At 36.5% G+C, this 22,233-nt stretch carries 27 protein-coding genes; 23 read left to right on the top strand and 4 right to left on the bottom strand.

From position 1 onward, the window contains the following. Window positions 1-98: 98 nt before the first annotated feature. Window positions 99-971 (bottom strand): TetR/AcrR family transcriptional regulator, encoded by an 873-nt coding sequence (locus tag G5W_RS0110235; RefSeq protein ID WP_010096398.1) that lies wholly within the window; start codon window positions 969-971, stop codon window positions 99-101. Window positions 972-1,127: 156 nt separating this feature from the next. On the opposite strand from G5W_RS0110235, the gene G5W_RS0110230 reads away from it, so the two are divergent. The 4 genes from G5W_RS0110230 (at window position 1,128) to G5W_RS0110215 (ending at window position 7,288) form a co-directional block, all read left to right on the top strand. Beyond that, the gene (locus G5W_RS0110230) at window positions 1,128-2,639 is read left to right on the top strand and encodes a DHA2 family efflux MFS transporter permease subunit (RefSeq protein ID WP_010096396.1); all 1,512 of its coding nucleotides are present in this window, start codon (window positions 1,128-1,130) and stop codon (window positions 2,637-2,639) included. Window positions 2,640-3,024: 385 nt separating this feature from the next. After that, window positions 3,025-3,828 (top strand): MIP/aquaporin family protein, encoded by an 804-nt coding sequence (locus G5W_RS0110225; RefSeq protein WP_029191089.1) that lies wholly within the window; start codon window positions 3,025-3,027, stop codon window positions 3,826-3,828. Window positions 3,829-3,854: 26 nt separating this feature from the next. Next, complete coding sequence (gene glpK / locus G5W_RS0110220; RefSeq protein WP_010096392.1) at window positions 3,855-5,348, top strand: glycerol kinase GlpK; 1,494 nt, start codon at window positions 3,855-3,857, stop codon at window positions 5,346-5,348. Between the two features lie 278 nt (window positions 5,349-5,626). Beyond that, window positions 5,627-7,288 carry a glycerol-3-phosphate dehydrogenase/oxidase gene (locus G5W_RS0110215; protein WP_010096390.1) on the top strand — a complete coding sequence of 554 codons (1,662 nt, stop codon included), beginning with the start codon at window positions 5,627-5,629 and terminating at the stop codon, window positions 7,286-7,288. Between the two features lie 138 nt (window positions 7,289-7,426). Here the strand turns inward: G5W_RS0110215 and G5W_RS0110210 are convergent, their stop codons facing one another. Then, a complete protein-coding gene (locus G5W_RS0110210) occupies window positions 7,427-8,296 on the bottom strand; it encodes a LysR family transcriptional regulator (protein WP_010096388.1) in 870 nt (289 codons plus the stop codon). Window positions 8,297-8,441: 145 nt separating this feature from the next. Between G5W_RS0110210 and G5W_RS0110205 the strand changes: the two genes are divergently transcribed. The 12 genes from G5W_RS0110205 (at window position 8,442) to G5W_RS0110150 (ending at window position 15,377) form a co-directional block, all read left to right on the top strand. Then, the gene (locus G5W_RS0110205) at window positions 8,442-9,407 is read left to right on the top strand and encodes a DMT family transporter (protein WP_010096386.1); all 966 of its coding nucleotides are present in this window, start codon (window positions 8,442-8,444) and stop codon (window positions 9,405-9,407) included. 410 nt (window positions 9,408-9,817) lie between these two features. Next, the gene (locus tag G5W_RS0110200; RefSeq protein ID WP_010096385.1) at window positions 9,818-10,369 is read left to right on the top strand and encodes a sulfurtransferase TusA family protein; all 552 of its coding nucleotides are present in this window, start codon (window positions 9,818-9,820) and stop codon (window positions 10,367-10,369) included. Window positions 10,370-10,381: 12 nt separating this feature from the next. Next, the gene (locus G5W_RS0110195; RefSeq protein WP_010096384.1) at window positions 10,382-10,777 is read left to right on the top strand and encodes a DsrE/DsrF/DrsH-like family protein; all 396 of its coding nucleotides are present in this window, start codon (window positions 10,382-10,384) and stop codon (window positions 10,775-10,777) included. Between the two features lie 84 nt (window positions 10,778-10,861). Then, window positions 10,862-11,989, top strand: coding sequence for an MBL fold metallo-hydrolase (locus G5W_RS0110190; RefSeq protein WP_010096383.1), 1,128 nt, complete (start codon window positions 10,862-10,864; stop codon window positions 11,987-11,989). Window positions 11,990-12,014: 25 nt separating this feature from the next. Continuing rightward, a complete protein-coding gene (locus G5W_RS0110185) occupies window positions 12,015-12,242 on the top strand; it encodes a sulfurtransferase TusA family protein (RefSeq protein WP_010096382.1) in 228 nt (75 codons plus the stop codon). 63 nt (window positions 12,243-12,305) lie between these two features. Further along, window positions 12,306-13,085 carry a sulfite exporter TauE/SafE family protein gene (locus G5W_RS0110180; protein ID WP_010096381.1) on the top strand — a complete coding sequence of 260 codons (780 nt, stop codon included), beginning with the start codon at window positions 12,306-12,308 and terminating at the stop codon, window positions 13,083-13,085. A gap of 87 nt (window positions 13,086-13,172) precedes the next feature. Then, window positions 13,173-13,520 carry a hypothetical protein gene (locus G5W_RS0110175; RefSeq protein WP_010096380.1) on the top strand — a complete coding sequence of 116 codons (348 nt, stop codon included), beginning with the start codon at window positions 13,173-13,175 and terminating at the stop codon, window positions 13,518-13,520. 6 nt (window positions 13,521-13,526) lie between these two features. After that, window positions 13,527-13,787: a metal-sensitive transcriptional regulator gene (locus G5W_RS0110170; RefSeq protein ID WP_010096379.1), complete on the top strand. Its 261-nt coding sequence runs from the start codon at window positions 13,527-13,529 to the stop codon at window positions 13,785-13,787. Window positions 13,788-13,880: 93 nt separating this feature from the next. After that, window positions 13,881-14,177, top strand: coding sequence for a rhodanese-like domain-containing protein (locus tag G5W_RS0110165; protein ID WP_010096378.1), 297 nt, complete (start codon window positions 13,881-13,883; stop codon window positions 14,175-14,177). A gap of 48 nt (window positions 14,178-14,225) precedes the next feature. Next, the gene (locus G5W_RS0110160) at window positions 14,226-14,585 is read left to right on the top strand and encodes a rhodanese-like domain-containing protein (protein ID WP_010096376.1); all 360 of its coding nucleotides are present in this window, start codon (window positions 14,226-14,228) and stop codon (window positions 14,583-14,585) included. Between the two features lie 15 nt (window positions 14,586-14,600). After that, a complete protein-coding gene (locus tag G5W_RS0110155) occupies window positions 14,601-14,900 on the top strand; it encodes a rhodanese-like domain-containing protein (RefSeq protein WP_010096374.1) in 300 nt (99 codons plus the stop codon). 210 nt (window positions 14,901-15,110) lie between these two features. Continuing rightward, window positions 15,111-15,377, top strand: coding sequence for a glutaredoxin family protein (locus tag G5W_RS0110150; protein ID WP_029191088.1), 267 nt, complete (start codon window positions 15,111-15,113; stop codon window positions 15,375-15,377). Here the strand turns inward: G5W_RS0110150 and uvsE (G5W_RS0110145) are convergent. Beyond that, window positions 15,365-16,330: a UV DNA damage repair endonuclease UvsE gene (gene uvsE, locus G5W_RS0110145; RefSeq protein ID WP_010096370.1), complete on the bottom strand. Its 966-nt coding sequence runs from the start codon at window positions 16,328-16,330 to the stop codon at window positions 15,365-15,367. The genes G5W_RS0110150 and uvsE (G5W_RS0110145) overlap by 13 nt on opposite strands. Window positions 16,331-16,352: 22 nt before the next feature. After that, window positions 16,353-17,306, bottom strand: coding sequence for a UV DNA damage repair endonuclease UvsE (gene uvsE / locus G5W_RS0110140; protein ID WP_010096368.1), 954 nt, complete (start codon window positions 17,304-17,306; stop codon window positions 16,353-16,355). A 245-nt stretch (window positions 17,307-17,551) separates the two neighbouring features. Between uvsE (G5W_RS0110140) and G5W_RS0110135 the strand changes: the two genes are divergently transcribed. The 7 genes from G5W_RS0110135 to G5W_RS23955 all read left to right on the top strand — a co-directional run bounded on the left by G5W_RS0110135 (window position 17,552) and on the right by G5W_RS23955 (window position 22,160). Further along, the gene (locus G5W_RS0110135) at window positions 17,552-18,247 is read left to right on the top strand and encodes a response regulator transcription factor (protein ID WP_029191087.1); all 696 of its coding nucleotides are present in this window, start codon (window positions 17,552-17,554) and stop codon (window positions 18,245-18,247) included. Window positions 18,248-18,250: 3 nt separating this feature from the next. Next, window positions 18,251-18,652, top strand: coding sequence for a histidine kinase dimerization/phospho-acceptor domain-containing protein (locus G5W_RS24250; RefSeq protein WP_010096364.1), 402 nt, complete (start codon window positions 18,251-18,253; stop codon window positions 18,650-18,652). Then, window positions 18,646-19,185: an ATP-binding protein gene (locus tag G5W_RS24665; RefSeq protein WP_337445660.1), complete on the top strand. Its 540-nt coding sequence runs from the start codon at window positions 18,646-18,648 to the stop codon at window positions 19,183-19,185. Before G5W_RS24250 ends, G5W_RS24665 begins: the two co-directional genes overlap by 7 nt. A gap of 139 nt (window positions 19,186-19,324) precedes the next feature. Then, window positions 19,325-20,248 (top strand): ATP-binding cassette domain-containing protein, encoded by a 924-nt coding sequence (locus G5W_RS0110125; RefSeq protein ID WP_010096362.1) that lies wholly within the window; start codon window positions 19,325-19,327, stop codon window positions 20,246-20,248. Then, on the top strand, window positions 20,241-20,750 hold the full coding sequence (locus tag G5W_RS22135; protein WP_010096361.1) for an ABC transporter permease: 510 nt from the start codon (window positions 20,241-20,243) through the stop codon (window positions 20,748-20,750). The genes G5W_RS0110125 and G5W_RS22135 overlap by 8 nt, the downstream gene beginning before the upstream one ends. A gap of 355 nt (window positions 20,751-21,105) precedes the next feature. After that, entirely contained in the window at window positions 21,106-21,954 is an 849-nt protein-coding gene (locus G5W_RS0110115) for a patatin-like phospholipase family protein (protein ID WP_010096360.1), read from the top strand. Window positions 21,955-21,986: 32 nt separating this feature from the next. Continuing rightward, on the top strand, window positions 21,987-22,160 hold the full coding sequence (locus tag G5W_RS23955; protein WP_010096357.1) for a hypothetical protein: 174 nt from the start codon (window positions 21,987-21,989) through the stop codon (window positions 22,158-22,160). Window positions 22,161-22,233: the final 73 nt, after the last annotated feature.

Genomic DNA, 22,233 nt, shown 5'->3' with positions numbered 1-22,233 from the left:
CCAAAAGCATGTCATAAAAAAGTTCATACTAGTGAAAAAATCCCCTTGTTTCGCAAAGGGGATTTTTTCGTATTGTTATAGATAGTAGTCTCTATTATCTATTGTAATTTCAAGAAACTCCAAACTGCATTCGTAAACAGCTGAACTTGTGATGCTATAGGGGTTCCTTCAAATAATTGAAGCAACGGTTTCAAGAGCTTTTGAACAACAATCTTCCGAATACGGTCACGCTCCAACTCACTTAGAATAACATCTATCAAATCCTGTTGTTCTTCATTAAAATTATATTGTTCCATCAATTGTGCTGCCATTTCCATTACTTTCGATTTTGTTACCACTTTCTTGTGGGCATGCGTTTGAAGTAAATCGATAGCAAAATTATTGAGAATGGTACCACCGTTTCGTTTCATTTGAATGATAATTACTTCTACATACGATAGAAGCGTTTCAATTAAGTCATGTAAGGAATACGAACTGTTAGTTAGATTAAGCGTAAATAACATGTACTGCAGCATTCCAAAAAATAATACCGTCGCTTCAGTTGAATACTCCCGTATATCTTCTCCCATGACGTCTATAAGACGATTTGCAAACCATTCCATTTCTATTACTCTATGCTGTAAAACCAATTTCTTTAATTCTGGTTGATTAGAAGAAAGAATATTTTCAAATAATGTCCGCAGATTATGTTGCTCATTTAATCTCATTAAAATGGTAATTTGTTCGATTAATACTTCACGATCCTGAGGGTTCTTACCGACTTGAACGGCAACACGCTCTTGACTAGCGTGATAACGAATGTTTTCTAATATCTCTGCAATACAATCATTTTTGGAAGAAAAGTAATTATAGAATGTCCCTTTCGATATTTTCGCATGATCAATGATTTCTTGAATGGAAGTTTGTTGGAACCCCTTATCGATAAATAACTTCAAGGCGATATCTGCTACTTTTCTTTTACGCTCATTCATCGTAACCTCAGTCCTTTCTATAAGAAGCAGTATACGGTTATTTTAATAGAAAAACAATAGTTTTAAACCATTAGTAAAAAAACGTTGCAAAAACTGAACTACGGGTATAAAATAAGCAAATGCAATAAATTTAGTCAGGATGAGAGGGAACAAAATATGAATAAAGAATTGAACAAACCACCATATTTAATGATCGGTATTTTATTTATTGGTGCTTTCGTATCCTTTTTAAACAATTCGTTGTTAAACGTAGCACTTCCATCTATTATGGTAGATTTAGAGATAAAAGATTATTCTACGGTACAATGGCTTGCTACAGGGTATATGCTTGTTAGTGGAATATTAATTCCGGCATCAGCATTTTTAATAACACGGTTTTCGAATCGTAGCTTATTTATAGCATCTATGGCAATTTTTACATTAGGTACAGCTCTTGCAGCATTCGCACCTAACTTTGCTTTCTTATTAGGTGGTCGTATGATTCAAGCAGCAGGTTCTTCTGTGATGGGACCATTGTTAATGAATATCATGCTAGTTAGTTTTCCACGTGAAAAACGCGGGACTGCTATGGGTGTATTCGGTATGGTTATGATTGCAGCACCAGCAATAGGACCAACATTATCGGGTTATATAGTAGAGTACTATGATTGGCGATTACTATTTGAAATGATTCTACCATTAGCGATTATTAGTTTAATATTAGCTATTTGGAAATTCGGTAATGTTATGGAACAAGATAAAAATGCAACACTTGATTATTTCTCTGTTGTTCTTTCTAGTCTTGGATTTGGTGGACTATTATACGGTGTAAGTAGCGCAAGTTCACAGGGGTGGGATGATCCGGTTATCCTAACTTCTTTAATTGTCGGAGGAATTACGTTAATTCTATTTATTATTCGTCAATTGAGATTGGATGAGCCATTATTAGATTTAAGACCTTTTAAATATCCAATGTTTACGCTAGCAGCTATGATTGCTATTGTTAATGCGGTCGCAATGTTCTCAGGTATGATTTTAACTCCTGCATACGTCCAAGATGTTCGTGGAATTTCACCACTTGAGTCTGGACTAATGTTATTGCCGGGAGCAATCATTATGGGAATTATGTCACCAATAACAGGAAGACTATTCGATAAGTTTGGTCCACGTGCATTAGCTGTAATTGGACTTGCTATTACAGGGGTTTCAACTTATATGCTAGCGAATTTGCAACTTGATTCGACTTACGCGTATATTGTAGTGGTATATTCTCTACGAATGTTCGGTATGTCAATGGTTATGATGCCAATTATGACAAATGGATTAAACCAACTACCAACACAATTGAATCCGCATGGTACAGCTATTAATAATACAGCCCAACAGGTATCCGGTTCAATTGGTACCGCAATTATGGTTACCATTATGAACTCCGTCGCTACAACAAAAGGTGAGGAACTAATGTCTGGCGTTGATCCATTATCATTAACTGAAACATCCATTGCATCGATGTCACAGCAAGCACTACTAAACGGAATCCAATATTCCTTCTATGTAGCTTTTGCAATCAATATATTAGTATTAGTCTTAGCACTGTTCATCAAGCGGGTTGATACAAGAGCTATGGCTTCTGAACCTCAGACACGGGACTTAGGGACAGCTACTTTGTCTCAAGCAGAGAGTAAATAGTGTCAAGCTACTAAAACAATCAAACTCACTAATGTTATCCATGACATTGGTGAGTTTTTTCCTGTAAGTTGATTTCTAGTTTGGTGGCTAGACGGATAGCAATTTATATATTTCTATATGTTTCAATATGGACATACTTCTTTTCTACAGGGGATAGAGGGGTCTTTGTATTTCTGGAAAAATATTAAACTATTGACAACGCTTTCAGAGATGTGTACTATAATAGTTAACAAGTTAATTTATGTGTCGGAGAATGGAGATCACACTACTAGGTATATTTCTCGTTGGAGAAATATACCGGGTACAGTGTGGTCTCTTTTATTTTATATCATGGCACACAAATATAACTAGTAACAAAAAGATAATTTAGGGGGATTCATACATGATGACAGAATTTATAGGAGAACTTATCGGCACCATGATTCTTATTATTTTTGGTGGCGGTGTAGTTGCAAGTGACATACTTCATAAGTCAAAGGGTGCTGGTGGTGGCTGGGTGCTTATCACACTTGCATGGGGACTAGCTGTTACACTTGGAGTATACGCAGTAGGAAGTGTTTCAGGTGCACACCTTAACCCAGCCGTTACATTAGGATTTGCGGCAATTGGAGAATTTCCATGGGAAAATGTTTTACCGTATATTTCAGCTCAAATAATCGGAGCCATTATTGGGGCGATTATCGTATTCTTTGCATACCTACCTCACTGGAGAGCAACAAAAGAAGCAGACTTAAAATTAGCTGTATTCGCTACAGGGCCAGCTATTCGTAGCCCATTATCAAACTTAGTAACAGAGATTATTGGTACATTTATTCTTGTACTTGGATTATTATTTATCGGAGCAAATGAATTTACAGAAGGACTAAACCCACTTGTAGTTGGTGCATTAATTGTTGCAATTGGTATGTCCTTAGGTGGACCTACAGGTTATGCGATTAACCCAGCACGTGATTTAGGACCAAGAATTGCACACGCTTTATTACCGATTCCAGGTAAAGGTAGCTCTGATTGGGGATATGCTTGGGTGCCAGTTGTTGGACCAATTATAGGTGGAGTTTATGGTGCACTATTTTATCAAGCCATTTTTAAAGGTGAATATTCTGTAGCGTTTTGGGCAGAAAGTGCTATATTAGCGATTATTTTTGTAGCTGCTACAAGCATTGAATTAAAAAAACAAGCAAAGTTATAGGAAGATTATAAGGAGGAAATGTAATTATGAGTAAATTTATTTTATCTATCGATCAAGGAACAACTAGTTCTCGTGCGATTTTGTTTAATCATGAAGGAGAAATCGTAGAAACAGCACAACGCGAGTTTGAGCAGTTCTTTCCAAAGCCAGGTTGGGTGGAACATGATGCGAATGAAATCTGGACTTCTGTATTGGCTTGTATTGCTGAGGTGTTGCGAAAAGCAGATATTGGGGCTGACCAAATTGCCGGTATTGGGATTACTAACCAACGGGAAACAACAGTAGTATGGGATAGAGATACTGGAAAACCTATTTACAAAGCAATCGTATGGCAGTCTCGTCAAACAGAAGGAATAGTGCGGGAATTACGTGAAAAAGGATATAATGACTTGTTTAAGGAAAAAACAGGATTACTACTAGATCCATATTTCTCTGGTACAAAGGTTAAGTGGATTTTGGATAATGTAGAAGGTGCTAGGGAAAAAGCAGAGAAGGGTGAACTTCAATTCGGTACTATTGATACTTGGCTAGTATACAAATTATCTGGTGGTAAAGCACATGTTACCGATTACTCTAATGCTTCTCGTACGCTAATGTATAATATTTATGATTTGAAATGGGATGACGAACTACTTGAAATCCTAACGGTGCCAAAGAGTATGCTTCCTGAAGTAAGACAATCCTCTGAGGTTTATGCAAACACAGTAGATTATCATTTCTTTGGAAAAGAAGTTCCAATCGCAGGAATTGCTGGGGACCAACAAGCAGCATTATTCGGACAAGCGTGTTTTGAAGAAGGAATGGTCAAAAACACTTATGGTACAGGTGGATTTTTATTGATGAACACTGGAGAAAAGGGTGTTCAATCGAAGAATGGTCTCTTAACAACACTTGCATGGGGTGTTGACGGTAAAGTCGAGTATGCTCTAGAAGGAAGTATCTTTGTATCTGGCTCAGCAATTCAATGGCTACGTGATGGATTAGGATTAATTAATAGTTCTCCTGAAAGTGAAGATTTAGCTACAAAAGTGGACTCAACAGATGGTGTATATGTAGTTCCAGCATTTGTTGGATTAGGAACGCCATATTGGGATAGTGAAGCTCGTGGTGCGGTATTTGGCTTAACACGTGGAACTACAAAAGAACATTTTGTTCGTGCAACACTTGAGTCACTTGCTTATCAATCAAAAGACCTTGTTGATGCGATGGCTGCAGACTCAGGTATTGAAGTAAAGTCACTACGTGTAGATGGTGGAGCTGTTAAGAATAACTTCTTAATGCAGTTCCAAAGTGATTTATTAGGTGTTCAAGTGGACCGTCCAGTAATAAACGAAACAACAGCACTAGGAGCAGCTTATCTTGCTGGTTTGGCGGTAGGATATTGGAAAGATAAAGAGGAAATTGCGAAACAATGGAAAATTGAACGTACCTTCACAAACGATCTATCTGAGGAGACACGTGATGAACTCTATAGTGGCTGGAAGAAAGCGGTTGCCGCAACTAGAACCTTCAAAAATTAACACATTGTTTTAAGAGTATCTTTTCTCGTATCAGTATCATTGGCGAAGATTATCTTGTTAATATGCAGAAACATCTTTTCATCTAATGCAATAGGTGTTATAATAAAGACAAGTTAATATTCGGACGGAGATATTCGAGAGACCACATGAACTCTATTATTCTATAGAGTTTCTTGTGGTCTCTTTTTATTTTAACACCTCTAGCCAAAAGGTGAATAATCCGTCTATTAGTAAAGGTACAAAATATAACTAGAAATTCTAATAAGGAGAGAATTTTCATGTTTTCGAGCTTAAATCGTAATGAGATAAAAACAAAAATTAGTGAAGAATCCCTTGATTTAATCGTAATAGGCGGTGGGATTACTGGTGCCGGAATTGCTCTTGATGCAGTAACAAGAGGAATGAAGGTTGCTGTATTAGAAATGCAGGATTTTGCTGCAGGTACTTCCAGTCGCTCAACAAAACTTGTTCATGGTGGACTACGTTATTTAAAACAGTTTGAAATAGGTGTAGTTGCTGAAACAGGAAAGGAACGAGCAATTGTTTACGAGAATGGTCCACACGTTACAACACCTGAATGGATGATGTTACCATTCTACAAGGGTGGAACATTTGGGCCATTTACAACGAACATCGGGTTACGCGTATATGACTTCCTTGCAGGTGTGAAAAAAACAGAAAGAAGAAAGATGTTTAAGCCTGAAGTAGCCCTAAAACGTGAACCATTATTAAATAGTAAAAATCTTAAGGGTGCAGGTTATTATGTAGAATACAAAACAGATGATGCTCGCTTAACGATCGAAGTGATGAAAAAAGCTGTCGAAAAGGGAGCACTTGCGATCAACTATATGAAAGTGAACAACCTAATCTACGAAAATAATAAAGTAGTTGGGGTTGAAGCTATCGATCAAACAGACGGTTCTACCCAGGAATTTACTGCGAAGAAAATTGTAAGTGCTGCTGGTCCATGGGTGGATACATTACGTGAATTGGATAATTCGAAAAAAGGTAAAACCCTACGATTAACAAAAGGAATTCACTTAGTGTTTGATGGAGAACGTTTCCCATTAAAACAAGCAATCTATTTCGATACACCTGATGGAAGAATGGTATTTGCTATCCCTCGTGAAGGGAAAACATATGTTGGTACTACAGATACGGTATATCAAGGTGATATTGCTCATCCGACAATGACCGTAGCAGATAGGGATTATGTGTTAAAGGCTATTGATTATATGTTCCCACAAGTAAAAATTAAACCAGAGGACATCGAATCAAGCTGGGCAGGTTTACGACCATTAATCCATGAGGAGGGTAAGGGTCCGTCTGAAATCTCTCGTAAGGATGAGATATTTGTATCAGACTCTGGCTTCATTTCGATTGCAGGTGGTAAATTAACCGGCTATAGAAAAATGGCAGAAAGCATTGTAGATTTGGTTGGAAAGCAATTACAGGAAGAAGAAGGTAGAACATTCCCTTCTACTCAAACGAAAGAACTACGTATCTCAGGTGGGGATGTAGGTGGCTCAGCAGGCTTTGAAAACTATGTAAACCAAAAGCTTAAAAGAGGTATTGATTTAGGAATAGAGAAAGAATTAGTGGAACATCTTGTTAGAAAATACGGATCTAATATTGATATTATCTTTGATATCTATCAAAATGAAAAATCTGTGGCTCAAGCAGAAAATATTGATCCAGCTGTATTCGCTGTACTTCGTTATGCTATTGATTATGAGCTAGTATATAAGCCTACTGACTTCTTTATCCGCAGAACAGGAGCTATGTTCTTTGATATTGCTTGGGTTCGTGAGCATAAAAATAGTGTCATTACTTATATGAGCAAGGTATTTAATTGGTCTAATGAACAGACAAAAGAATATACAGAAGAACTAGAAAAACTGATGTATGAGGCAACTCATCCAGTTGAAAATGAACAATAAGGTTGATTCTAATAAAAGCCTCCCCGGAGTAACAACAGGGAAGGCTTTTATTTTGTTTATATCATAACGAGGAATAATAGCTTCACAAGCCCCGATGTGGTTCTCCTTCTAACAATTTTCGTAGCTCGTACCGTAAACTCACCGGTTCCATTGCATTAGTTTATGAGTTTCAATGGTATCGATAAACTTTTCAATTGTTGTTGTTAAGTAAGTATCCGCTCGTCTAATGAATACGGTCTTAATTTTACTATACTCTTCTGGAAGTGTGTGGAACTGAATATTACCATCTTGTTTTAAGTGTTCGACTGCTGATTTTGGAACGAATGCAATACCAAGCCCCATGGCAGCACTCCGCAAAATTGTCTCTAAAGTACCAAATTCCATAATTTTGGTTGGAGTAATATTTTGGTCCTTATACCATTTAGCAAGCCGTGCTCGATAGCCACACCCTTTACTAAAGCATAAGACTGGTTCTGCTTTTAATTCCTCTAGTGTGCGAATACGAGCATCAGAAATGAGGATGAGTTCCTCTTGAAAAACATCATGAGATACAAGATCGGGATGAAAATCTGTTTCTGTAATGAAAGCACCATCCAATTTATGAAGTAATACTTCCTCCTCTAGAGTTTCCGTAACCCCAGTATAGATGGACAAGTCAACACCTCTATATTTTTTTACGTAGCTTGACAAAATTTTTGGTAAATGAATAACGGTTTCCACCGTTCCAATCTCTAGTTTTCCAGATGGCTCTTTATTGGTCTGTACTGCTTGTTTCATCTCAGCTTTTAAACTTAAAATTTGGTCACAATAGGTTAGTAGTTTTTTTCCTTCTGGTGTCAGGCTCATTCCACGCCGATGTCGATTAAATAAAGGTGTATTTAGTTCCGATTCTAATTTATGAATTCTCGAAGTGACGTTAGATTGGACATAGTTTAATTCCTTTGCTGCTCCTGTAATGGTTCCTTTTTCTGCAACCATCTGAAAAATTTCTAAGTCTTTGAACTCCATATAAAACCACCTCATTTCTATGAATTTAGGATACCTATATGGTATCACGAATAGTGATAGTAAATCATCACTTTTATTCATTTTACAAGATATCAAAAAGGATGGATAATAAATGCTGCTACTAACTCAGGGAGGCAGAAGAAAATTGAAGAATAATGTATTGTGGGGAGCTTTTTTATGTTTTATTGCTGCAGTTTCATGGGGGGCAATGTTTCCAGTCGCTCATGCAGCTTTTTCATACATCGATCCTTTTTATTTTACAATTATCCGTTATGGAGCAGTTACAATTATTTTGGTCGTACTCCTTTTATGGAAAGAGGGAAAAAAGGCATTTCGCTTTGAAGGTAGGGGGCTATCATTATGGTTCTTTGGTACAATGGCGTTTACTGTATATAACTTATTAATTTTCTGGGGAGAAAATATAATGGGTGAATCAGGTGTCATGGTTGCCTCGATAATGGAATCGTTAATGCCGATGATTTCTATTTTAATCGCATGGATGATTTTCCGAAAACGACCTCATACCTTTACATCAATCAGTGTATTGGTATCACTGGTAGGCGCTATGTTAGTTATTTCGAAAGGTGATATTCAAGCATTTCTAGGAGCAACGAATGACATCATTCCAACTATCCTTATCTTGATCGCTGTAATTGGATGGGTCATTTATACAATGGGAGGCAGTAAATTTGATGGTTGGTCTGCATTAAGATATTCTACTTTAAGTTGTTTACTTGGAACAGGAACAGCTGTCGTAATTGTTGTAGGCTCAACATTGTTCGGGTATATTTCTGTTCCAACAGTAGATGTGATTATGGTAACAAGCCCACATTTATTATTTATGATCATTTTTCCAGGGCTTATTGCACTACTTGGATGGAATATTGGAGTAGCTATACTTTCGCCCATTAACGCGCTATTGTTCATTAATTTTGTTCCAGTCACAACTCTATTATTTTCTATGTATCAAGGATATGATGTAACAAAGTTTGATTTAATAGGAACGGTTTTGATTATACTATCTCTTTTAGCTAACAATATTTTTGTTAGGGTACAAAAGAAAACATTCAAGAATCCTGTTCGAGCGGATTTACAGGAACGGATGTCTTAATATATCTCATGAAGGTGGGACCTAGGGTAATTCTTGATGATATGCGCCCACCTGCATGAAACCTTAGTGAGGATTATGTGGAAGCTTGTACGTGATAGCTAACAGATACCACAGGAATGATTCCGCCATGCAGAAAGTATAGTCCCACATCCAGAGACATATTCCCTCATACTGAAAATTTTAGTATGCCACCAGCAATCGCTTAAGAAAAAATAAATCCTAGGTGTTGACATTTTACCCTAGGGGGTATATTATTGGTGTTGTGATTGATTCCCAAGTGGAAAGTCATTACTAAAAAACAAAATATAGTGTGATAATAGTCCGACCTTAAAGCGGCTATTTTATTACAATCAATTATACCCATATGGGTATAATTATTTACAAAAAATAATACCGTGGGGGGTAAAATTATGATCCAAGCAAATCATCTCTTAGATGCCAAAGGTCTTGCATGTCCAATGCCAATTGTGAAAACTAAGAAAGCAATTACTGATATTGATGAAGGTCAGGTATTGGAAATTCAAGCAACTGATAAAGGATCAAAAGCAGATCTAGCTGCATGGGCAAGTTCTGTTGGACATCAATATTTAGGGACAGTTGAAGAAGGGGATGTACTTTATCATTACATCCGTAAAGGTTCAAATGAGCCTGAAGTGGAAAAAGCATTTGAGCAGACTGTTCCACTGGAGGAAATTGAATCACGTGAAGGCTTAATATTAGACGTTCGCGAAGCAGCAGAATATGCATTTGGTCATATTAAAGGTGCAAAATCCATTCCAATGGGAGAGCTAGAATCTCGCCTTACTGAATTGGATAAAGAACAGGATGTTTACGTCATCTGCCGTACAGGGAAACGATCTGACTTGGCAGCACAGCTTTTAGCGAAAAATGGTTTTACAAAAGTGTATAACGTTCTACCAGGTATGAGTGAGTGGAACGGTAATATAACAAAAGAGGTCTAGGAGGAATTTAGAATGTCAAATAAAGTAGCTATTATCGCAGCAAACGGTGGAATGTTTGATGCATACAAAGTATTTAACATTGCAACAGCAGCAGCAGCTTCAGAGAAAGAGGTGCAAATCTTTTTCACATTTGAAGGATTAAACCTAATTCACAAGCAGGCTATGCATCATCTTGAAATGCCAGCAGGAAAGGAACATTTTGCGGAAGGGTTCGTGAAAGCTAACATTCCTTCCATCCCACAACTAGTCGAAATGGCTCAAGAACTAGGTGTTAAGTTTATTGCTTGTCAAATGACAATGGATGTTATGGGTCTTACCAAAGAAGATTTTGTTGATGGAATCGAAGTTGGTGGAGCGGTAACATTCCTAGAATTTGCAAAAGATGCAGCACCAACTTTAACATTCTAATAAAACGAATGAAAACTTTTTTGCAGTGGGATACTCCACTGCAAAAAAATCGACTCAAATATACCTAGGGGGGTAACTTTAAGGATGACTGTAAAGAAATGGACAGCAGCAAATGTTGCTCGAAAAGTAATTAATAATGAAGAATTATTTATTTTAGACGTCCGTAATCAGGATGCATTTGAAGATTGGAAAGCTGAAGGACACAAATTTGAATATTTAAACATTCCTTACTTTGAATTATTAGATGGTGTAGAAGAAATTCTACCAAAACTTCCTACTGATAAAGATGTGTTAGTAGTATGTGCAAAAGAAGGATCCTCTGTGATGGTAGCGGAAATGCTATCGGAAGCTGGTCGAGAAGTAGCTTACCTAGAAGGTGGTATGAAATCTTGGAGCAGTTACCTTGAACCGATTAAAGTCACTGACTTAGAAAATGGTGGCGAGCTATACCAATTTGTTCGTCTAGGTAAAGGATGTCTATCGTATATGGTTATCTCTGAAGGGGAAGCTGCGATTATTGACGCTGTTCGCTTCACGGATGTATTCACTACCTTTGCAAATGAAAAAGGTGTAACAATCAAGCATGTTTTTGATACTCATCTACATGCAGACCATATTTCAGGCGGTCGCCACATTGCTGCTGCAACTGGAGCAACGTATTATCTACCACCAAAAGATGCAACAGAAGTGGTGTTTGATTACACACCTCTTACGGATGGTTTAAACGTGAAGATTGGATCATCTCAAATTGATGTAAATGCTCTGTATTCGCCAGGTCATACAATTGGGTCTACTTCATTTGTAATCGACGACCAATTTTTATTAACAGGTGATATCCTATTCATTGATTCAATCGGTCGCCCAGACCTAGCGGGACTTGCGGAAGATTGGGTAGGCGACTTACGTGAAACATTATATACACGTTACCGTGAACTATCTGAAGATTTAGTTGTACTACCAGCCCACTTTATGATTATTGATGAATTAAACGAAGACGGTACTGTAGCTAGACGTCTAGGCGACTTGTTTAAAGAAAATCATGGTTTAAATATTGAAGACGAGGCAGAATTTCGTAGCACTGTTACAGATAATTTACCACCACAACCAAATGCATATGAACAGATTCGTCAAGTCAACATGGGTAAAATTACTCCTGGCCATGATGAACAAACGGAAATGGAGATCGGTCCAAACCGTTGTGCAGTTCGATAAAAAACGTAAAAAGGGGAAAATCTAGATGGATATTAAGAAGACTTTAGATGCGAAAGGACTTGCTTGTCCAATGCCTATCGTAAAAACGAAGAAAGCAATCGACACGATTAACTCTGGTGAAGTGTTAGAAGTACTTGTAACGGACAAAGGTGCTTTAAATGATATTCCAGCATGGGCGAAATCTGGTGGTCATACCGTGTTGGAGCAAAAAACAGAAGAGGATATTTTATATTTCTATATTCAAAAAGCATAATGAAAAGGTAGTAGCGAGTAGCAATAACTACTCGCTTCCCTTAATTAGAAAGAAGGAGTGTCAATGGATTTAACTTTTCTCATCGTCATATTCGCAATTGGTTTTATTGGTTCCTTCCTTTCGGGCATGTTAGGTGTTGGTGGATCGATAATTAAGTACCCAATGCTATTATATATTCCTCCTTTATTTGGCTTAGTTGCATTTACAGCCCATGAAGTATCAGGTATTAGTGCTTTACAAGTATTGTTCGCATCTATTGCTGGTGTATGGGCATATCGAAAAGGCGGATATTTAAACAAACAGCTCATTTTATATATGGGTGGTGCGATTTTAATTGGTAGCCTAGTTGGTAGTTATGGATCTAGCTTCTTATCCGAACAAGCAGTGAATGTCGTGTATGGGTTATTAGCGGTTATTGCAGCCATAATGATGTTCCTACCGAAAAAGCAAATAGATGATCTGCCACTAAATCAAATAACATTCCATAAGCCGCTTGCAGCGATATTAGCTTTAATCGTTGGGGTAGCATCTGGGATTGTTGGAGCGGCAGGTGGCTTCCTACTGGTACCAATTATGCTTACCGTTTTACACATTCCTACCCGTATGACAATCGCGACAAGTCTAGCTATCACCTTTATTTCTTCTATCGGAGGAAGTATTGGAAAACTTGTCACCGGTCAAGTTGATTATTTGCCTGCAATTATCATGATTATTGCTAGTCTACTCGCAGCGCCACTGGGAGCAAAAGTTGGTAAAACGATGAATACTCATGTCTTACAGGTTATTCTAGCCATAATGATAGCCGGTACAGCAGTGAAAATTTGGTTTGATATATTATTATAGTTATCACCGTTGTTATGTAAAATAAATTCTTGACTATATACCCTTGTGGGTATATGATTAGCTTATCCTTTTTCGATGGTGGTGGATATGAGTACCTATATTATTGTATTGGTTAGCTCACTTTTATGTATAATGGTATATAAAAGATATTATCCTGTACAAGGTATTCCTTGCAAAAAACTCGGTCATGATAAAACAAACACAGTTGTTTTAGATATAAGGGATTACAATATTGATGTAAATCAAACGCCAAGCGATGTGCGTATCCCCTATGCCTATTTGAAAAGATTTATGCAAGAAATCCCTAATCAACAATTACATGTGATTGCTAGTGATCGCCTAGAGTTAAATCTAGGAGTCAGATATTTGGTTAGCAAGGGGTATAATGTCGCTAGTTATTATATTAGTAATTGTCCGTGCAGAGATAAGGAGTGATAAATAATGGAATATGATAAATCGGTTGTTAATCGATTAAAACGAATTGAAGGTCAGATTAAAGGCGTCTTAAGTATGATTGAAAAAAACGAGGATTGTAAAGACGTTATAACACAGCTATCTGCTTCACGAAGTGCTATTGACCGTACCATTGGGCTAATTGTAAGTATGAATCTAGAACAATGTGTTCGAGAGAATATTGCAAAAGGCGAAAGTACATCACAAGTGGTAAAAGAAGCAGTAGATTTATTAGTGAAAAGTAGATAAGTTCAACAATTCAAACGAAAAGGAAGAGTTGATGAACTTTTCTTTTTAAATAAAATTATACCCATCAGGGTATATAATTTGGAGGTAAGGAACATGAAAGAAATTACAGCAAAAGAATTGGAACAAAAGTTGGTAGCAGGAGAGAATTTAAATATAATCGATGTCAGAGAAGATGAAGAAGTAGCAATGGGTAAAATTCCTGGAGCTAAACATATCCCATTAGGACAAATCCCAGAACGCCTAGATGAGTTAGATAAGGACGAACATTATTACATGGTTTGCCGTTCAGGTGGTAGAAGTGGTAACGCATGCCAGTTCCTAATGCAAAATGGCTACAATGTTACCAATATGATAGGCGGAATGCTAGATTGGGAAGGAGAAATGGAGTAAGTTCTCCATTTCTTTTTTGCAGATAAATTCTTATATAGGAGTAGTGAAATGGATATTATTGAATTAATCATTTTAGTCTTAGTCATCGCATTTTTCATTAGTCGATTTTTACCAGCAAAAGGTATATCAAATATCAGTGTCCAAGAGGCAAAAGAAAAATTTAAGGATAGTAATGTTCAATTTATCGATGTCCGTACGCTGGGAGAATATAAAGCGAACCACCGCAAGCCATTTGAAAATATCCCACTCTCAAGCCTGCCTACTAAAATGGATACGCTAGATAAGGAAAAGGAAGTAGTGGTTATTTGTCAAAGTGGAATGAGAAGTGCAAGAGCAGCAAAAATGCTCAAGAAACAAGGATTCCAAAAGATCTCAAATGTTAAAGGTGGCATAAGTGTTTGGAGCTAAGAAAGGAAGACGAAGATGGCTAAACAAATAACACCGGAAGAGATGGCAAAACGTCTTCAACATGGAGAAGAAGTAATAGTAATTGATGTTCGAGAAAATAGTGAAGTGGCAACTGGTAAAATTCCAGGTGCTAAACATATTCCATTAGGTCAACTTGCTTTACGGAAGAATGAGCTGAACAAGGATAAAAGCTATATTATAACTTGTCAATCTGGCAATCGAAGTAAGGCAGCTTGTGGTATTTTGGAAGCACTAGGTTATCAGGTGGAAGATATGAAAGGCGGCATGAACAACTGGAACGGCGATACGGAGTGAAACCAGAATAATCGTATAAACTGCCCGAAGTTCGAGGATTAATACCCGAAGTTTTAAAATTTTGCCCGAAGATTAGTAGTTTATCCGGAGTTTTAATTAGAATCGCCGAACCTCTAATCACATTCAAGCAGGTAGGGGCAGTCCAAACATAACGGACTGCTTTCCTTTCATACTGTTGAAAAAAATATTAATAGAAATGCAGGAATTCAGATGAAAAGTCCAAGTATTACAATTTACACCTCTACTATGTGCCCAGTATGTGGAATGACAAGGGATTTCTTAACCAATATGAATCTGGAATTTAAAGAGATTAATGTGGATCTTAATCCAATCGTATTAGTGAAGCTTATTGGAAAGACACGTAGATTAACCGTTCCACAGACGCTTATAAACGGTGAATGGGTTTTTGGGTTTGATCCTGTTGGAATGTTAGAATTACTACATAACAGAGAGGAAAACGGTCATCATCTCAAATAAAATGATGACCCATCAACAATCTCCACACCACCGCGATCCTTCACTTCTTCCATTAACTGAAAAAGTGCCGTATCTTTTTGTTTCGCTTCGATCATACAATCAATTTGTGGTACTGTCCCATTAATTTCATTTAAAAAGTCGAAAAACATATCACCATCGACAAAATCAGAATGATGACGATATTCTTTCTCGCTTTTAGGGCTTGATATGTGCATTTTGATAGGGAGAGGAGAATCTTTCCATGTTTGCACAATACTTTCCCAATACTGTATCCAGTTCAGGTCACGATGATAGGCAAGATGGTGATGGTAGTCAAAGACGAGTGGGATACCTAGCTTCTGACAAAGATAGAGAGTATCCTCTAGTGTAAAGGAGGTATCATCATTTTCGAGCATAATCATCTTTTGAATTCCACTAGGAACATCCATCCACGCCTCAACAAACTGCTCAAGCGATTTTTCTGTATCTTTGTAATTTCCCCCAACATGCATGACACAACGGTGGGTAGGATCTATTCTCATTCCTTTTAAAATGAGATAGTGCATCCGTAAAGTGAGAAGGGAATTTTTGAATACTTCTTTCTTGGTAGAATTTAATAAAACAAAATGATCAGGGTGAAAGTCTACCCGGAGCCCATGCTCGTTAATAAACTCACCGATTTCCTTTAGTGAACCTCTAAGTGGTTTTATATAGTCCCATTCAGGTATTGCTTCATGGTTGGCTAAAGGAATTAGCTTTGAGGTTAGCCGATAAAAATGTATTTCCGAAGCTACATTATGTCGAAGCAAACGTAATGTATTATATAAGTTGGATAGAGCTATTCGTTCCAATTTCCGAATGGCTGCTTCGCGGTCCGTTAGTTTCTGAAATTGTGCAAAGGTCATGGTTTGTGATGGAGAGGCATGATGTAATTCCATACTCATCGCAACATAGCCTAGTCGTACAAGTGTCATGAAAATCCTCCTTACCCTTAATTTAGTATTCTATAGAACCTCCAGATAAGCGTTTAATCCCTCGAATTCTCGCAACATCTTCCACTAACTGTAGCATTGCCAAATTTTTTTGTTTTGCTTCAATCATGATATCGAAGTCCCGATTTAACTCTTTTGCTATTTTTAAAAAGGGTAGGATAAACTTCAGGTCAACATAATCGGCATGAGAGCGATATTCCGACGCCGACTTTGGGGAAGAAATATGAACTTTCGGTATGAGATCTCGATGGTTCCAAGTATTAAAAATCCGTTCTAAATATTCCACTAGCTCAACCTCACCTTTATTTGCCATGTAATGATGATAATCTAGCATCATCGGGATCTGTTCTTTTTCACAGGCAAGCAGTGTTTCCTTTACATCATAGGTTTTATCATCATTTTCAAGTGTCATATAGTACTGTACCTCATTGGGGAGTTTTACCAAATTTTGATGAAATCTTTTTAATGTCTCTTCCTTATTTCCATAAGCCCCACCAATATGGATGTTCAAGACTGACGTACTTAGTACATCCATCGCTTCCAACATCCGGTAATGATATTCCATATCCTTTACAGCATTTACAGTGACCTCTTTCCGAGGGCTAGTAAAAAGCGTATATTGACCGGGGTGGAAGCTGGTCCGAATATGATACTTCTTAATTAACCTCCCAAGCTCCTTCCATTCATCTTTAAACGGCGTGATAAAATCCCATTCGACCTCAGGGTGAGTAGCAAGCGGGACAAGCATGCTGGAGAAACGGTATAGCTCAATCTCATGGGCGATATTATAGCAAAGTATTCTTTTCGTATGGTGCAAGTTTTGAGCAGTAACGGACTTAAGACTATCCAAACGATCCTCTTTTGGGAGCTTGGAATACCGAGCAAAGGTCAAGGTTTTAGAAGGACTTGCATCCCATAAGCCTAGTGCATTCGCTACATAGCCGAATCGTATTTTCATCTAGGTCGCTCCTTCAATTGGATAGGTTAAACAATATGCTTATATTTTGTAAGCATTCTTTTCTTATGCGAAAAATTCCTATAAATTCGTTATCCCATTTATTCGCCTATTGTACTATTGTTTAAAATTATGGGAGTATTTGATAAATTACAGTTCAGGAGATATTATTTAACTATAAGTTTTATCAGACATTTCTTCCGGATTTAATATTGATAGGTTAGTTCCATAGAATGGAAGTGAAAGATGTGGAAAAGAAAATATTGCTTGTAGAGGACGACAGAGAAATAAATAAACTAATTACCAATCAATTGGAAAATGAAAATTACCAAGTTCTAACTGCATTTGATGGAGAAGAGGCAATAATACTTTTTGAGAATCATAAAGTAGACCTAATCTTGCTTGATTTAATGCTTCCTAAGCTAAATGGGATGGATTTTCTAAAGCGGTTAAGAACCATGAGCTCTGCTCCAGTAATGGTTATCTCTGCAAAAGGAAGTGATGTCGATAAAGCGCTAGGTCTTGGTTTTGGTGCGGACGATTACATTAGTAAGCCCTTTTCCATGATTGAGCTTACAGCTAGAGTGCATGCAGCGATTCGAAGAGCAACTCAATATCTACCTACTGAGAATAAAATTCCTTCAACAACTCTTCATTATAAGGAGATTTCTCTAGATTTAACAACATTTACAGTAAATGTTCAAGGAAGGATTATACAGCTTACATCTAAGGAATTTAAAATTCTAAAACTATTTATGATGAATCAGAACAGAGTATTTACGAAGGAACAAATTTACCAATTCATTTGGGAAGATGATTATTTTGGCAATGAAAATGTGATTAATGTCCATATTAGGAGACTTCGTGAGAAAATAGAAATTGATCCGTCTAACCCCCAGTTTATTAAGACAGTTTGGGGAATCGGGTATAAATTAGGTGATTAACATATGACTTTCATAGTGAGTGGTATCTTTCTAATATTGCTAATGATAATCCTAATACAAACTTATGAGAAAAGAAAAATGATTAGAGATATGAACGAAATACAAGAGAAGCTGTCTGATATTATTGAACAAAAGACCACTGAAAAAGTATTAATCCAAACTGAACAAAAGGCAATCCAGCAATTCTTAATTCAAGTAAATTGTCTACTCGATTACAATCAACAGATCATAGCTGATTATGAAAAAACAAAAGAAAGCTTAAAAAGACTATTATCTAATATGTCACACGATTTGAAAACGCCATTAACCGTTATTTTAGGCTATGTAGAAATATTAGATTTAGACAATAGTATGAGTGATGGAGAGAAAAAGAAGGTTATTTCCAGTCTTCATAAAAAATATTAAATGTAATTGACCTTATAAATCAGTTCTTTGACCTTGTTAAACTCGATTCGGGTGATTATTCTATTCCTTTAACCAGAGTTTCTGTAAATGAAATTTGCAGAAAGAATATCCTCGAGTATTATGATTTACTCCAAACAAAAAACATTCAAGTCGAAGTAAATATTCCCGAACACAATTTTTATATCTTAGGAAATGAAGATGGATTAAATCGGGCATTAAGCAATCTTATTTCTAATGCAATACGTTATGGAATTGACGGAGGGATTATTGGTCTAACCATTCGAGAAGTTGGGGATGATATTGCAATTGATATTTGGGATAGAGGAAAAGGTATAGCTAAGATCCATCAAGCACAGGTCTTTGATCGGTTATATACTCTAGATGATGCAAGAAATCCTGAATTTCAAGGGAGTGGACTTGGTTTAAGTATTACGAAACATTTAATTGAAGCAATGAAAGGAAGTATTCAGTTAAGCAGTACACCATATGAAAGAACGGTTTTTACGTGTGAATTTCGTCGCATAACATATTAACATTTAATAATAGGCAGCCACAAAGAGTGGGTGCCTTAATCACTTTTGATTCTATTTTTAAAACTTAAGGATTTTGTAAGGATTTAGAAAGAAAAAAGATATTATTCGTGTTTATGATATAGAAAAAGGAGGCGGAAGGATGGAACTTATTGTGAAAACAAGTGGGTTGACTAAACATACCCGAAGAAAAGCGATAGTATCAAACATCAATCTTCAAATCCGAAAAGGAGAAATATATGGTTTACTTGGTCAAAATGGTGCAGGCAAAACAACACTTATGAAATTACTTACTGGAATAACAAAGCCTTCAAGCGGTGAAATCGAATTATTTGGTAAGCGTCTTACCGATCATTCTAAATCCCTTTTAAAAAGAGTAGGAAGTATTATTGAATACCCTATCTTTTTTGAGCATTTAACTGCAATGGAAAATCTGAAGCTTCATTGCGAATATTTAGGATACTACGATGAAAAAGGAATTAAACAAGCACTGGACTTGGTTCAGCTAAAAGGGATAGAGGATAAAGTTGTTAAAGAGTTTTCTCTTGGAATGAAGCAGAGACTTGGAATTGCTAGAGCTGTTATCACAAAGCCTGAATTAATTATTTTTGATGAACCGACTAATGGGCTCGATCCAATCGGGATAAAAGATACAAGGGATTTAATTTTAATGCTTAATAAGGAATACGGAATAACCTTTATACTTTCTAGTCATATATTAGCTGAAATGGAACAGGTTGTAGATAGGATTGGTGTCATTAATAATGGAAGGCTAATAAATGAAGTTACATTAGAAGATATTCGAAAAGAGCGGACAGAGTATATTGAAATCGTGACAACTGATGTACAAAAAACATTGTATATTCTTGAGAGTGAACTTCAATTAACGAACATGAAAATGATTCAAGGGAACAGAATTAGAATTTATGATTTGACATACTCTCAAACCGATATTTCTAAACTGCTAATTCTCCATGATATTGGTATCGAAGAAATCCAGAAACATACCAGTTCTTTGGAAGATTACTTCTATACGCAAATAAATGGAGGGAATCGAATTGGTTAAATTAATATGGTTAGAATGGAAAAAATTAAAGCGCCAAACAGTAATTAGTGAAATAATCATCTATATGCTTATTATCATGATAATGCCAGTTTTCTTTATCAATGCGGTAATGCCTGCATTTGGTGAGAGTTATGCTTCTGCTATAGAACTTAATTTTTATATACAGATGGGATTTGTTCTATTCGGTGGCTCTCTTATTAATCAAGTATTCATTGAAGAATATAAAAATAAAACAATGGCACTTTCCTTCGGTTATCCAATTAGTAGAAAAAAGCTTTATTTGGCAAAAATCTTATTTATCGCATTATGTATCTTTGTAGTTACGGTAATTTCCTATATATTTACAGGCATAGTAACCTATACAATCGATCAGTTTTTCCCTTTTATAAATGGTCAGCCAACCAGTTCAGATATACTGACATATTTTGGTTCGATATTCTTGAATTCACTTATTGTTACATTAATCAGTTTTGTACCTCTTTTCTTTTTGGAATTTGGTTAAGGGGTACTGTACTAACTATAATTTGTTCTATGGTCATGATGCAATTACCAAACTTCTCATCATTCCTACATCTGAAACCGGAGCCTATTGTTGTTAGTTTGTGTTTAATTGGCGCACTTAGTATCTTCCTTTCAATTAAGACGGTGGAACATATTGGAGAAATATAAGCAACTGATTAAAGTTCTAAGTAGCAATCCAGTAAGTTTGGTATGTTACTGTTTCAAACTGTCTCATCTTGGTACTGATCTTCCTCTGATGTGTAAGAGTTGTAGAAGCTCATCATTAGAAAGTTTTTCCCTTAATATTTATAATGGAGAAAGAAACATAAATTTGTACATTTAATGAGGGATTATATATGGAACAGACTGGTTTAGTACTAGAGGGTGGAGGAAGTAGAGGAGTATACACAGCGGGAGTTATTCGTTATCTAATGGAGCAGGAGATATACTTACCTTATATTATTGGAGTATCAGCAGGCGCTTGTAACGGTTCTTCCTATGTCTCCCGTCAAATGGATAGAAATAGAGCGGTGAACATAGATTATATCAATCATCCTGATTATTTATCATTTCGTAATTTAATAAAAAAACGTCAACTTTTTGGAATGGACTTCTTATTTGACAGTTTGCCAAACCAAATAGAGCCATATGATTTTGAAGCATTTTATCAGGCAAAAGAAGAATTTGTCATCGGAACAACGGATTGTATGACTGGTGAAGCTGTATTTTACAAAAAGAAGGATTATCAAAAAGATGTCTTAACAGTTATTCGTGCGTCTAGTTCTTTACCATTGGTTGCTCCAGTAGTGCCATACGAGGGTAGATTGTTGATGGACGGTGGAATATCCGATCCGATACCTCTTAAACAATCAGAGAAAGACGGAAATCGTAAGAATGTAGTTGTCTTAACTAGAAACAGAGGATATTCTAAGAAACCTCAATCATTTGGTTGGTACTTTAGGAAGAAATATAAAGACTATCCTGGTTTAGTAAGAGCATTGGAGAAACGACACAAGGTTTACAATGAAACTTTAGCGTACATTTACGAGGAAGAGAAGAAAGGGAATGTGTTTATCATTAGTCCATCTGAGCCACTTGAGGTTGGACGTATAGAAAGAAATAAGGAAAAACTGACTGCGTTATATGATCAGGGAATAAGAGATGCAGAGAACGCTGGCAAGGCATTGAAAGAGTTTTTATCCTAGGATAGTTGATGGTGATTGCGGGGTGGAACTAGATGAAATGTGGTGCTAAACGATATATCGTAGAAGCGGAACGGAACAATGAAAAGCAAATAAATTCAATTATTGCTCGAACACCTGCAGAAGCAAGGAAGAAGTTTCGGTCTACATATGGAGACCAAGCATCTATTATATCTGTCAGTGAGGTTAAACGTAGAGTAATAATATGAATGGTAAAAAAGCTGTACTACTGAATGTATGAAATGCATTTGAGAGTGCAGCTTTTTTTATACTTATATAATC

This window comes from Ornithinibacillus scapharcae TW25, from assembly GCF_000190475.1.
GTDB classification, from domain to species: domain Bacteria; phylum Bacillota; class Bacilli; order Bacillales; family Amphibacillaceae; genus Ornithinibacillus; species Ornithinibacillus scapharcae.
The sequence above is the reverse complement of the archived record's forward strand: the minus strand, read 5'-3'. Positions and strand labels throughout refer to the sequence as shown.